Source organism: Conexibacter sp. CPCC 205762, assembly GCF_030646155.1.
Taxonomy (GTDB): domain Bacteria; phylum Actinomycetota; class Thermoleophilia; order Solirubrobacterales; family Solirubrobacteraceae; genus Conexibacter.
The window spans coordinates 1-12882 of record NZ_JAUTDN010000073.1 but is presented as its reverse complement, the minus strand read 5'-3'; the positions used below and the strand labels follow the sequence as shown (position 1 = coordinate 12882).

Genomic DNA, 12882 nt, shown 5'->3' with positions numbered 1-12882 from the left:
GCGGAACAAGTCGGCGCGCGTGTCGCCGGCGACCGCAGCCTCCTGCTCGCGCAACGCGCCGTCTCTGTCAAGCGTCTCAAGCGAGATGAGATCGGTCAGCTGGGGCTTCACGTGATGCTCCCTTCCGGAGTTCCAGATACCTGCTGCGCGTTCATAGCGGCGGCTGGCTGTGAATGGATCACTGCCCCCGGAATCGATGACCAACCCGGATCGGCGATGATCCGAATCGGCGGCCGGCGCGAATAGCAGTCGATGGCACGCCCCTCACCCCGCAACGTGGAGCGTCTTGCCGACGAGGAGCTGATGACGCTCGTCGAAGGCGGCGAGGCGCGTGCCCTGGAGGTCCTCTACGACCGCCACGGCGGCGCGGCCTACTCGCTCGCGCACCGCATCATGGGCGACCGGCAGGCGGCCGAGGACGTGACACAGGAGGCGTTCGTCTCGATCTGGCGCTCCGGCGGCCGCTACGACGCGATGCGCGGCAGCGTCCGCTCGTGGGTGCTGGCGATCGTCCGCAACCGCGGCATCGACGCGCTGCGGCGGGCCTCCTCGCGCAGCTCGCTCGACTACGACGACGACGGCGCGCTGGAGGCGCAGCCGGCCGAAGAGCGGACCGACAGCTCGGTCCTGCGCAACGAGCGCGCGCGGGTCGTGCGCGGAGCGATGGCGGAGCTGCCGCGCGACCAGTCGCAGGCGCTCGGGCTGGCCTACTTCGGCGGCTTCACCCACCGCGAGATCGCGGACATGCTCGACGTGCCGCTGGGCACGATCAAGGGCCGCATGCGACTTGGGCTGGAGAAGATGCGCACCAGCATGGACGAGGCGATCTGATGAACGTTGCCGACGAACACAGCCGCTGGAACGAAGACCTCGCCGCCTTCGCCGTCGGTGCGCTCGACAGCGAGGAGACGGTCGCGTTCGCCGACCACCTCGCGCACTGCGACCAGTGCCGCGGCGAGCTGCACCGGCTCGCGCCGGCCGTCGAGCTGCTGCCGGCCTCCGTCGAGCAGCTGGCGCCGCCGCCCGCGCTGAAGAGCCGCCTGCTGGAGGCAATCGCAGCCGATCAGGAAACAAACGTGTCCGGTGCGGCCGCCGCTGGACAGGCCGGCGTCGGCGGACGTGTCCGCCGCGCCGGAGCCGCCACGTCGCGCGCCGCTCGCGTCCCCCTTCGCGAGCGGCTGCGCGGCTGGCACGTGCCCGCCCTGCCGGCGGCACTGGCCGCGGCTGCGCTCGCGGCTGCCTTCGCGATCGGCTTCGCGGTTCGCGGCGACGACGGCGGTGGCGGGACGGCGGTCCCGCGCACGACGGTCCCGGTGGTCGCGACCGCGGCCGCCGGCAGAGCGCCGGTGCGCGCGCAGCTGATCTCCGACGCCGGCAACTGGCACCTCGACGTCACGCGCCTGCCGAGAGCCGGCTTCGGCCGCGTCTACCAGGCGTGGGTGATGCGCAGAGGCCGCGACGTCGAGCCGTCGACCGTCTTCGTGCTCGCGCGCGACGGCAGCTCGACGGTCGCGATCCCGCAGTCGCTCGCGCAGGGCGACCAGGTGCTCGTGACCGAAGAGCCGGCGGGCGGCAGCGCCGCGCCGACGACGAGACCGCTGCTGAGCGCGACCGTCTGACGGCCGCGCCCCGGGGCGCGGCCGGTGCAGCTCTCAGCCGAAGACCTGCTGCAGCCGCTGCGCGGCGATCTCGGCGAGTCTGTCGCGCAGCGCCGGGTTGACCGGCTCCTGCAGGCCGAGCACGGCGACGGTCGAGAAGTGATCGCCTTCGTGCGTCGCGAGGAAGTCGGCCTCGACCGGGATCTCGACGCTGCCGTCGGGGGTGCCGAGCGTCGTCTCGATGTGGACGCCGCGCTCGTCGCCGCCGCGCTTCAGCAGCTCGGTTCTGACCTTGCCGAGCTTCAGCTCGATCTCGCTCTCGCCGTTGGCCTGCTGCATCGACCAGGTCAGCGTGCCGCTGACGCAGCGCAGCGAGCGGGGGCTGCCGAGGTCCTCGAACTGGGCGGCGGCGTCGGTGCCGTCGGCGACGGTCGTGACGCCGTGGATGACGACGCCGAGGTCAGACTCGAACGTGACGTAATCGTCGCCCGCGCTGAAGAGCCACTCGGCCGGGTAGCCGGGGCACATCTTCGCCCGCGCCTCGGCCGACGGCTGCGGCGTCTCGCCGTCGTCGTCGATGCGCGTCCACTCGACCGGCAGGTCGGCCTGTCTCAGCAGCGCCGCGCGAGCGCGCTCGCTGTCGCTGCGCTCCCGCTCCTCTTCGCTGGCGGAGCCGCAGCCCGCGAAGGCCATCGCCGCCGTGCAGGCGAGCGCCACGCGCCGCCGTCCTCGTCCCGAACGCATCCGTGCCCCTCGTCTTCGGCTTCTATGACCAACGTCACACAACGCCGATCGTCAGACGATCAGTATGTGTCTACGCGATCGACGCACCACCCGCCGGGACCACTGCGAACCCGGCCAAAAGCTTCCTCACCGATCGCAGCACCACCACATAGACACATCTCTCCTCCCGGGAAAAGGCTCGCCATTGGCGGGCCTTTTCTCATTGGGAAGGCGGCAGCGTAGCGATTCGGCCGCGCCGGTGCCGTCAGGCCGCCGCCGGTGCGCAGAGCGGGCGCCTCACGCCGGCGCCCACGCGTGACGGGCACCGCGCCGCGCGAACGGCTCAGGCCGCCAGCTCGCGCAGCTTCGCGCCGAGCGTCGCCGCCTCGCTGCTGACCTTCGCGAGCGCTCTTCTCGCGCGCGACAGCAGCGTGCGGGCGGTGCGGGCGTCGCCGGCGACGTAGGCGGTCAGCGCACGGTCGAGCGTGGCGTAGCCGTCCTTCTCGCGCCGCAGCAGCGCGAACAGCGTCTTCTTCGCGACGGCGCCGTCGGGTGAGGAGGTCTGCTCCGGTCTGACCGCCTTCAGCAGCGTGTCGACCTGACGGCGCACCTGCTTGATCGCTCTGCGCGCGCCCGGCACCGCCGGCACGCCTCTGCGGTCGACCTTCTGCAGCGCGCTGCCGGTCGCTCGCTCGTATCTGAGCAGCGTCTGCGCCCCCGTGATCGCCGTGCGCGCGAACGACTGGTCGTCGGCCCGCGCGGCGGCGGGGGCGAGCAGCAGCAGAAGCAGCGCGGGCAGGGCGATCAGGCGGAGGGCGCGGGGCATGCGAGGAGGTCCGTTCCGTAGCGGGAAGGGCGGGATTCTAGGCGCCGATCAGCGAGCGCAGCCGCGGCGCCAGCTTGACCGCCGCCTTGCGCACTCTCTCGATCGCCTTCTTCGCGCGCGCCTGCAGCGTGTTGCCGGTCCGCACGTCGCCGGACTGGAAGGCCGCGAGCGAGCGGTCGACCGTCGTGTAGGCCTTCTTCTCGGCGACCAGCAGCGCGACGAATCTGCGCTTGACGGCGGCGCCGCCGGGGCTGGAGGTCGAGGCGGCGCGGACCGGTCGCAGCGCCCGGTCGATCTGCGCGCGGGTCGCGGCGGCGGCTCTGCGGGCGGCCGGGATCGCGGAGCGGCCGCGCTTGTCGACGCGCACGAGCGCTCTGCCGGTCGCGGTCTCGAATCTGGCCAGCTTCTGCGCCTGCTGGACCGCGGTCGTGGCGAACGAGCGGTCGTCGGCGCGGGCGGTCGCGGGCAGCAGCAGGAGCGCCGCGGCGAGCAGGCAGAGGCGGAGGATGGTGCGGTTCATCTGGAGATCCGTTCCTTTCGATACGACGGCGGTCTCGAGAGGGCTCTACCCTTGGAACGGACCATGCAGGCCCACGACGACCAGCAGAGCCCCGCGACGGGGATCGACCCGGCGCGACTCCAACTGGCGCTGGAGGTGCTCGCGGAGGTCGAGGCGCTGCCGCTGGAGCACCCGGACGCGATCGCCGTCCAGCGCGCGACCGCCGGCATCTACAAGACCGTCCGCAAGGCGCGCCGCCGCGAGCGCCGCGACGCGATCCTCGAGCACGACCGCGCGATCGTCGCCGCGACCGCGACCGGCGCCCCCGGCCGCATCGACGACGAGACCGAGGGCCTCGGGCTCAGCACCGCGACCGCCGCCGAGGACCGCAGCGCCGGCACGCTGATCGAGTCGATCGCCTGCTACGTCTGCAAGCAGCACTTCACGCAGGTCGACTACTGGTACCACCAGCTGTGCCCGAGCTGCGCGGCCAGAAACCACCAGCGGCGCGACGCCCGCACCGACCTCAGCGGCCGCCGCGCGCTGCTGACGGGCGGCCGCGCGAAGATCGGCATGTACATCGCGCTGCGGCTGCTGCGCGACGGCGCCCACACGACGATCACGACCCGCTTCCCCAACGACGCGATCCGCCGCTTCAAGGCGATGGAGGACAGCGACGAGTGGATCGGGCGGCTGAGAGTCGTCGGGATCGACCTGCGTGACCCGTCGCAGGTGATCGCGCTCGCCGACGCCGTCGCCGACGAGGGGCCGCTCGACATCCTCATCAACAACGCCGCGCAGACGGTCCGCCGCTCGCCGGAGGCGTACGCGCCGCTGGTCGAGGCCGAGCGCGCGCCGCTGCCGCACGGCGAGCTGCCGCGGCTGGTCACCTTCGGCCAGGTCGCGAGCGCCCGCCCGACCTCGCTGCCGGCCGGGATCGAGTCCGGCCAGCACTGGGCGCCGACGCCGCACGCGCTGACGGCGCTGGCGCTGAGAGCGAACTCGGCCTCGCTGGACCGCGTCGCCGTCGGCGAGGCGATCGACGCCGGCGGCCTCGTCCCCGACCTGCACGACAGCAACAGCTGGATCCAGACGGTCGAGGCGGTCGACCCGACCGAGATGCTGGAAGTGCAGCTCTGCAACATGACGGCGCCGTTCATCCTCGTCAGCCGCCTGCGCGGGTCGATGGCGCGCAGCAGCGCGCGGCGCAAGTACGTCGTCAACGTCTCCGCGATGGAGGGCCAGTTCAGCCGCGGCTACAAGGGCCCCGGCCACCCGCACACGAACATGGCGAAGGCGGCGCTGAACATGCTCACGCGCACGAGCGCGAACGAGCTGCTCGAGCAGGACGGGATCCTGATGACCGCCGTCGACACCGGCTGGATCACCGACGAGCGCCCGCATCCGACCAAGCAGCGGCTCGCCGGCGAGGGCTTCCACGCCCCGCTCGACCTCGTCGACGGCGCCGCCCGCGTCTACGACCCGATCGTGCGCGGCGAGCTGGGCGAGGACCTCTGCGGGATCTTCCTGAAGGACTACAGAAAGTCGCCCTGGTAGTCAGCCGCGCGCCGGCTCGGCCGCCGCGCTCGCGACGTGGAAGCGCCCGCCCGGCTTCAGCGCCGCCACCAGCGCGGCGTGGTCGCGCTCGTTGAGGTCGGCGTAGGCCTCGGCGAAGCGCGTCAGCGCCTGGTCGAAGCGGTCCGAGCCGCCGAGGTAGGCGGCGATCGCCTCCGGGTCGCCGGAGCGGGCGTGGGCGCGCGCGAGCGTCCAGCCGCACATCTGCCCGTACGCCGCCAGCGCGTGCGGCGAGATCTTCTCCAGGTCGACCGATTTCTTCCAGTCCCACAGCTGGCGGACGTAGAAGTCGCGCTGCTGGCCGTCGATCCCGACCCCGGAGACCCAGCCGAGGAAGATGTCGCTCGCCGCCTGCATCAGCCACTGGCCGCGCACGACGCGCTCGCCGTGGGTCGCGAACTCGCTCGCGCCCGCGTACGGCTCCAGCACCGACGCCTGCGCCTCCTTCAGCTGCAGGAAGACCGGGTCGTGCTCTCCCCCGCCGACCAGCAGCGCGATCCAGGCGCGCGTGCCGACGCTGCCGACGCCGACCACCTTGTGCGCGGCGTGGACGTAGCGGTAGCGCTGGAGCAGGTGCGCGGTCGCGCCGACGACCGTGCGGCGGTGCTCGCCGAGCAGCTCGTCGACCCCGACGGCGATCTGCTGCGACGGCACGCCGAACAGCTCGCCGACCTCCTCGATCGGGATGATCAGCGGCGGGTCGGCGACGATCCGCGGCACGCCCTGCGTCGTGTCAGTCAGCTTGTCGAGCGCGCGCAGGCTGTCCTTCGCGCGCGCCTTCGCGAGGCCGCGCTCGAAGCTGCGCAGCTCCTTCGCCGGGATCCGCGTGCGCCAGCGGTCCAGCAGCGCCTCGACGTCGAGCCGCGCGTACCAGACCTCGACGTGGCGCTCGGCGGCGAACCGCCCGATCGCCTCGCGGTATTCGCGCACCGCCGCGCCCGTCGCGACCGCGCGCTGCTCGCTGCCGAAGCCGCGGTCGCGCCCGGCGATCGCGATGCTCGCGGCGAGCCGCTTGACGTCCCACTCCCACGGGCCGGGGAGCGTCTCGTCGAAGTCGTTGAGGTCGAAGACGAGGCGGCGGTCGGGCGCCGCGAAGCCGCCGAAGTTGGCGAGATGGGCGTCGCCGCAGAGCTGGACGCGCAGGCCGGTGTGCGGCGTCGCCGCGAGGTCGGCCGCCATCACCGCCGCGGCGCCGCGGAAGAAGGCGAAGGCCGAGACGGCCATCCGCTCGTGCCGCAGCGGCACCAGCGCCTGCAGGCGCGTCCGCGCCTGGGCGGCGAGCAGGTCGAGCGGGTCGGGCCGGTCGGAGGCCGGCGCGAACTCGCCGTGGGCGCCGCGTCTGACGCGCGCGCGGGCGGCGCGGCCGGCGGCGGCGCCGATCAGCGGCGCGCCCGTGTCAGGCGCGCCAGCGGGAGCTGAGGTGGCTGCCATCGCCTCACCATCTCAGGTGAGGCGACGGCTGTCACGCCTTCTTCCAGTGGCCGCCTCAGTGGCCGACGAGTCTCGACGCCTCGGTCAGCACCTCGCCGAGGATCGTCACGATCTCGTCGAACTGCTGCTGCTCGGCGATCAGCGGCGGCGAGATCTGCACGACCGGGTCGCCGCGGTCGTCCGCGCGGCAGATGATGCCGGCGTCGTAGAGCCGCTCGGAGAGGAAGCCGCGCAGCAGCTTCTCCGCCTCCTCGTCGGTGAAGGTGGCGTTCGTCTCCTTGTCCTTCACCAGCTCCAGCGCGTAGAAGTAGCCGGTGCCGCGCAGGTCGCCGACGATCGGCAGCGACTCCAGCTGGCTGAGCGTCGCGCGGAACTGGCCCTCGCTCGCGCGGACTCTCTGCGGCAGCTGCTCGCGCTCCATGATCTCGATGTTCTTGAGCGCGATCGCCGACTGCACCGGGTGGCCGCCGAAGGTGACGCCGTGGGTGTACATCGCGGTCCCGTCCATGAACGGCGCGGCGACCTTGTCGGAGGCGATCACGGCGCCGATCGAGGCGTACGCCGAGGAGAGGCCCTTGGCGGAGGTGATCAGGTCCGGCTTGATGTCGTAGCGGTTGGAGGCGAACCAGTCGCCGATGCGGCCGAAGCCGGTGATCACCTCGTCGGCGACGAGCAGGATGCCGTGCTCGTCGCACAGCTCGCGGACGCCCTTGAAGTAGCCCTCCGGCGGCGTGAAGGCGCCGCCCGAGTTCTGCACCGGCTCCATGATCACCATCGCGACCGTCTCGGGATCCTCGGACTCGATCCGCTGCTCCAGCTCGTCGAGCAGGAACTGCGTGAACTGGGCCTCGGTCTCGCCGGCGGGACGGCGGAAGCGGTTCGTGTTGCGGACGTGCGAGACCTGCGGCACGAGCGGCTCGAACGGCGAGCGGATGCCGGCGACGCCGGTGATCGAGAGCGCGCCGAGCGAGGAGCCGTGGTAGGCGACGTCGCGGCCGATCGCCTTCCAGCGGCGCTCGCCGTTGGCGGTGTGCCACTGGCGCGCGAGCTTCCAGGCCGACTCGACCGACTCCGAGCCGCCGGAGGTGAAGAAGACGCGGTTGAGGCCCTCGGGCGCCAGCTCGGCGACCTTCGTCGCCAGCTCGATCGAGCGCGGGTGGGCGTAGGACCAGTTCGTGTAGTACGGCAGCTCTCTCAGCTGCGCGTCGGCCGCGGCGCCGATCTCCTCGCCGTAGCCGTAGCCGATCTGGACCGCGAAGAGGCCGGCGAGCGCGTCGAGGTAGCGCTTGCCGTTGGTGTCGTAGAGGTAGCAGCCCTCGCCGCGCTCGATGATCGGCACGGGCGCGTCTCTGTAGGCGCTCATGCGCGTGAAGTGCATCCAGAGGTGGTCTCTGGCGGCCTGCTGGAGGTCGAGGCCGGATGTGGTGTTCGCTGTGGCTGTCATGGTCCTGGTCAGAGTCCGATCCGCACGGCGACGTGCTTGATCTGGGTGTAGTCCTCGAGCGAGTACATCGACATGTCCTTGCCGTAGCCCGACTCCTTGAAGCCGCCGTGCGGCATCTCGGAGGTGATCGGCGTGAGGTGGTCGTTGACCCACACGCAGCCGAACTCGAGGCGCCGGGCGGCGTCCATCGCGCGCCCGACGTGGTTGGTGAAGACAGAGGCGGCGAGGCCGTAGCGCGAGTCGTTCGCGTACGCGATCGCCTGCTCGTAGTCGTCGGCGCGCTGGATCGTCACGACCGGGCCGAAGACCTCGTTCTGGACGATCTCGGCGTCCTGCGCGACGTTCGCGACGAGCGTCGGCTGCACGAACGAGCCGCCGGCCGGGCCGACGCCGTCGCCGCCGCCCGTGAGCACGGTCGCGCCGGCGGCGGTCGCGCGCTCGAGGAAGCCGAAGGCGCGCTGCTGCTGCTTGACGGAGATGACCGGGCCCATCTCGATCTGGTCGCCCTCGGCGGGGTCGCCGACCGTGAGCGACTCGACGGCGGGGACGAGCGCCTCGACGAGGCGGTCGTAGATCCCCTTCGTCGCGATGATGCGCGTGCCGGCGGTGCAGTCCTGGCCGGAGTTCCAGTAGCCGGCGACGCGGATCGCGGCGACCGTCTGCTCGAGGTCGGCGTCGTCGAGCACGACGACCGGCGCCTTGCCGCCCAGCTCCAGGTGCAGGCGCGTGAGGTTGTCGGCGGCGGCCTTCGCGATCGTCTTGCCGGTGCGCACGTCGCCGGTCAGCGAGACGAGGCCGAAGGCGCGGTCGGCGACCATCGGGGCGCCGACGTTCGGCCCGTCGCCGGTCACGACGCCGAGCACGCCGGCCGGCAGCGCGCCGGACGCGTGCGCCAGCTCGGCGAAGCGCAGCAGCGACAGCGGCGTCCCCTCGGCCGGCTTCAGCAGCTGGACGTTGCCGGCGGCGAGCGCCGGGCCCATCTTCCAGGCCGCCATGTTGAGCGGGTAGTTCCACGGCGCGATGCCGGCGACGATGCCGATCGGCTCGCGCCGCACCATCGACGTGTAGCCCTTGATGTACTCGCCGGCCGACTTGCCTTCGAGGTTGCGCGCGGCGCCGGCGAAGAAGCGCAGCAGGTCGGCCGAGGCGGTCACCTCGTCCTTCGCCATCGCGAGCGGCTTGCCGGTGTTGGCGGACTCGATCGCGCCCAGCTCGCCGGTTGCGGCGTCCATCACGTCGGCGAGCTTCAGCAGCGCGGTCGCGCGCTCGCCCGGCGTCGTCTCGTTCCACTCGCGCTTGACGGCCTTCGCGGCGGCGACGGCGCGCTCGACGTCGGCGGCGCCGCCCTCGGGGACGGTCGCGATCACGGCGCCGGTCGCCGGGTTGACGATCTCGCGCGTGGCGCCGTCGACGGCGTCGACCAGCTGGCCTCCGACGAGGTTTCTGAACGATGCGCTCGGTGTGGTCTGAGCCACTGGTTCTCTCTCCAGCTCGCGTTGCGCTTTGCGTACTTATACCCAGCCTACACTGTGCGAACCGCAATGTGTAGGCACATTGACTGCGGATGCAGCAGTCTTGAGGCGGTGTCAGTAACATCGGTGCGATGAACGGGAGCAGCAGACGCGGCGCGATCGCGGGGACCGCGCTCGACGACCTCGACCGCGCGATCGTCGAGGCGCTGCAGCGCGACGGGCGCGCCTCCTTCCGCGAGATCGCGCGCGCGCTGAACGTCGCCGAGGGGACGATCCGCAACCGCTACGAGCGGCTCGTCGACGGCGGCGTGCTGGAGGTCGTCGGCGTCACCAACCCGCTCGCGCTCGGCTTCGACGCGATGGCGATGGTCGGCGTCAAGACGAGCGGCAGACCGCAGGCCGTCTCCGAGCCGATCGCCGAGCTGAGAGAGGTCAGCTACGCGGTGATCGTCGCCGGCCAGTTCGACCTGCTGGTCGAGGTCGTCTGCCGCGACCACCAGCACCTGCTGGAGATCACCGAGCAGCTGCGCGCGATCGACGGCGTCGTCTCGACCGACACGTTCGTCTACCTGAAGCTGACGAAGCAGTCGTTCGACACCGGGCGCGGGCCCGGGCGCGGCTGAGCGCGCCCGGGGTCTCAGCGCGTTACGCCGCGCTCGCGACCGACGTGCGCGTCAGCTTGCGCAGGCCGCTGTCGGTGACCATGTACTGGTCCTCCTCCTTCAGCCCGACGACCTCGCCGTTGGACAGCTCGACCGCGGTCGACGGCTCGATGCAGATGCACATGCCCGCTTCGAGCACGTCGTCGTGGTCCATCATCTCGGCGCCGTAGAGGCTCGGGATCTCGACCATCCGCAGCCCGATCCCGTGGCCCATCGCGTAGGAGGTCGGCGGCAGGCCGCGGCCGGTCAGCTCGGCGTTGACGTGCGCCGCCAGCTCGGAGCCCTTCACGCCCGGCTTGGCGAACGCCTCGCCGGCCGCCTTCGCCTCCAGCAGCGCTTGATGAGCCTTCGCCACCTCGGCCGGCGGCTCGCCCGCGAACGCCGTGCGGCAGAAGTCGGCCGTGTAGCCGCCCTGGCCGATCACGCCGTAGTCGACGAAGAAGACGTCGCCGGCCCAGATGCGGCGGCCGTTGGGCAGCCAGGTCGCCTGCTTCGGCGTCGCCTGCGCGACGATCACGCTGTGCGAGATCCACTCGACCTGGTGCTTCAGCGCCGTCTCGTCGGCGAGCGTGATCACCTCGTGGTCGGTCATCCCCTCGACGAAGCCGCTCATCGCCTCGCTCGCGCACAGCGACAGCACGTCGCAGCTCGCCTCCAGCAGCCGCACCTCGTCGGGCAGCTTGATGCGGCGCGCCCACAGCAGCTCGCGCAGCACCGGCACCAGCTCGACGCCGGGCAGCTCCGCGCGCAGCGCCGCGGCCGTGTCGAACGGCAGCACGTCGACGCCGACGCGTCTGGCGCCGACCCGCTTCAGCTCTGCCGCCAGGATCCGCGCGTAGGTCTGCGGGTGGGCCCAGAACGACTGCCACGAGGGGCCGGCGACGCGGCGCGTGATCCACGGCAGGCCGGGCATCGGGCCGTCGGTGGGCGCGCCGACGTCGCAGGCGACCAGCGTCGACTCGCCGTCGGCCGCGACGAGCGCCGCGTACCAGTCGTAGTTCGAGTCGTACGCGAGCGTCGCGCGGAAGTCGGTCGCCTGGCGGATCGTGTCGAAGCTCGACAGCAGCACGTGGTCGAGCTGCTGCTCGCGCATGAACTGCGCGATCGGCTCCATCCGCGCCGCGCGCAGGGCGGCGGCGTCGACGGTGGGCCACTGGTACATCAGGACTCCTGCTCTTCGGGGTTCTGCTGACCGAAGCGCATCGTTCTGCGCACGGTCATGAAGACGAGCGCGCCGAGCGCGCCGAGGACGACCGTCACGAGCACGACCGACCACTGCAGCCACCAGTCGGGGCCGGAGACGATCTCGCGCGGCCACGAGATGTTGATCGTCTCGAAGACCGCCCAGATCAGCGCGAGCACGAGGATCGGCAGCGACGCTCTGCCGAGCGACCACGGGCCGGGCTTCCAGACGCCGCGGCGGCGGACGATCACGGCCGCGATCAGCACCATCGCGAACGTCAGGTACCAGCCGCCGATGACGAAGCCGACGAGCACGCTGTAGACGTTGGAGCCGGTCAGGAAGAAGATCGGCAGCGGCAGCACGGCGGTGACGGCGAGCGCGTTGAGCGGGATCGCCTCGCGCTTGGAGAGCTTCGCCAGCCAGTTGGAGCCGGGCAGCGCTCTGTCGCGCGCGAACGACCAGATCACGCGGCTGATGCCGACCTGCAGGCCGAGCGCGCAGGCGGTGAAGCCGATCGCGAACATCGCGTTGAAGATCCGCATGCCGGTCTCGCCGAGGTGGTAGCTGAGCGTCGTCGTGATCGGGTCGACGTCCTCGCCGCTCAGCACCGCGCCGATGTCCGGCACCGCCAGCAGCAGCGCGAGCGCGCCGAAGATGCCGATCGCGGCGATCGCCATCAGGCTGTAGCGCAGCGCCTTCGGGACGTTTCTCGGCGCGTCCTCGACCTCCTCGCCGATCGCGCCGGAGGACTCGAAGCCGAGGAACGACCAGCCGGCGAGGCCGACCGCGAGCAGCACGGTCGAGAACGACCAGCCGCCGGCGCCCGCGCCGTTCTCGAAGACGGCGCTGAGCGGGTTGACGTTGTGGAACGCTATGAGCCAGACGCCGAGGCCGATGCTGGCGATCACCTCGACCGTGATCGAGGCCGCGATCATGATCCGCAGCAGCTTGCGCGTGAGCATGTTCGAGACCGTCGCGATCGCGAGCACGATGACGCTGCCGGCGATCAGCGACGACTTCGCGCTGATGTCGATCTCGAAGGCGGCGGCCCAGAACTGCGCCGCGCCGACGGCGACGGTGACGAGCGCGATCAGCACCGTCCAGACGTACGCCCAGCCGGTGAACCAGCCGTAGGTCGGGCCGAGCAGCCGGCCGGCCCAGGCGTAGAGGCTGCCCTGGAAGGGGTAGCGGCTGGCGACCTCGCCGAGCGCGTAGGCGACCAGCAGCTGGCCGGCGAAGGCGACCGGCATCGCGAGCCAGAAGCCGGGCCCGACGAGCGCCAGCGCGATCGCGAAGACGCCGTAGATGCAGACGATCGGCGACATGTACGCGAACGCCAGCGAGAAGGCCGACGTGAGCGTGAAGTCGCGCTTCAGCTGCTGGCCGCCGGGCGGCGCGGGCGCGGCGCTGCCGGACGGCGCGCCGGCGGCGGCGCCGGCGGGCGCGCTGCCGGGAGCGGCGGCTGCGCC

Annotated in this window: 12 protein-coding genes; 4 read left to right on the top strand and 8 right to left on the bottom strand. The window is 71.9% G+C overall.

From position 1 onward, the window contains the following. The first annotated feature begins 252 nt into the window (after positions 1-252). Both Q7L73_RS27865 and Q7L73_RS27860 read left to right on the top strand, forming a co-directional pair. Complete coding sequence (locus Q7L73_RS27865; protein ID WP_304693630.1) at positions 253-831, top strand: sigma-70 family RNA polymerase sigma factor; 579 nt, start codon at positions 253-255, stop codon at positions 829-831. Then, on the top strand, positions 831-1619 hold the full coding sequence (locus Q7L73_RS27860) for an anti-sigma factor (RefSeq protein WP_304693632.1): 789 nt from the start codon (positions 831-833) through the stop codon (positions 1617-1619). Before Q7L73_RS27865 ends, Q7L73_RS27860 begins: the two co-directional genes overlap by 1 nt. A 33-nt stretch (positions 1620-1652) precedes the next feature. On the opposite strand, the gene Q7L73_RS27855 is transcribed toward Q7L73_RS27860, so the two are convergent. The 3 genes from Q7L73_RS27855 to Q7L73_RS27845 form a co-directional block, all read right to left on the bottom strand. After that, positions 1653-2315 carry a hypothetical protein gene (locus tag Q7L73_RS27855; RefSeq protein ID WP_304693634.1) on the bottom strand — a complete coding sequence of 221 codons (663 nt, stop codon included), beginning with the start codon at positions 2313-2315 and terminating at the stop codon, positions 1653-1655. Between the two features lie 349 nt (positions 2316-2664). After that, positions 2665-3147: a hypothetical protein gene (locus tag Q7L73_RS27850; RefSeq protein ID WP_304693636.1), complete on the bottom strand. Its 483-nt coding sequence runs from the start codon at positions 3145-3147 to the stop codon at positions 2665-2667. A 37-nt stretch (positions 3148-3184) separates the two neighbouring features. Beyond that, positions 3185-3667, bottom strand: coding sequence for a hypothetical protein (locus tag Q7L73_RS27845; protein WP_304693637.1), 483 nt, complete (start codon positions 3665-3667; stop codon positions 3185-3187). Between the two features lie 63 nt (positions 3668-3730). Between Q7L73_RS27845 and Q7L73_RS27840 the strand changes: the two genes are divergently transcribed. Next, positions 3731-5203 carry an SDR family oxidoreductase gene (locus tag Q7L73_RS27840; protein WP_304693639.1) on the top strand — a complete coding sequence of 491 codons (1473 nt, stop codon included), beginning with the start codon at positions 3731-3733 and terminating at the stop codon, positions 5201-5203. Here Q7L73_RS27840 and Q7L73_RS27835 read toward each other — a convergent pair whose 3' ends face one another. From Q7L73_RS27835 to Q7L73_RS27825, 3 genes are read right to left on the bottom strand one after another with little or no spacing between them, the layout of a single operon-like run. After that, complete coding sequence (locus Q7L73_RS27835) at positions 5204-6652, bottom strand: DUF2252 domain-containing protein (RefSeq protein ID WP_304693641.1); 1449 nt, start codon at positions 6650-6652, stop codon at positions 5204-5206. Positions 6653-6707: 55 nt separating this feature from the next. Next, complete coding sequence (locus tag Q7L73_RS27830; protein ID WP_304693642.1) at positions 6708-8096, bottom strand: aspartate aminotransferase family protein; 1389 nt, start codon at positions 8094-8096, stop codon at positions 6708-6710. Positions 8097-8104: 8 nt separating this feature from the next. After that, complete coding sequence (locus Q7L73_RS27825) at positions 8105-9571, bottom strand: aminobutyraldehyde dehydrogenase (protein WP_304693644.1); 1467 nt, start codon at positions 9569-9571, stop codon at positions 8105-8107. Between the two features lie 128 nt (positions 9572-9699). Between Q7L73_RS27825 and Q7L73_RS27820 the strand changes: the two genes are divergently transcribed. Further along, positions 9700-10191 carry an Lrp/AsnC family transcriptional regulator gene (locus Q7L73_RS27820; RefSeq protein WP_304693646.1) on the top strand — a complete coding sequence of 164 codons (492 nt, stop codon included), beginning with the start codon at positions 9700-9702 and terminating at the stop codon, positions 10189-10191. 22 nt (positions 10192-10213) lie between these two features. Here the strand turns inward: Q7L73_RS27820 and Q7L73_RS27815 are convergent, their stop codons facing one another. Next, complete coding sequence (locus Q7L73_RS27815) at positions 10214-11392, bottom strand: Xaa-Pro peptidase family protein (RefSeq protein WP_304693649.1); 1179 nt, start codon at positions 11390-11392, stop codon at positions 10214-10216. Then, the coding region (locus tag Q7L73_RS27810; protein WP_304715768.1) for an APC family permease at positions 11392-12882 on the bottom strand (1491 nt) is incomplete at its 5' end. The genes Q7L73_RS27810 and Q7L73_RS27815, both read right to left, overlap by 1 nt.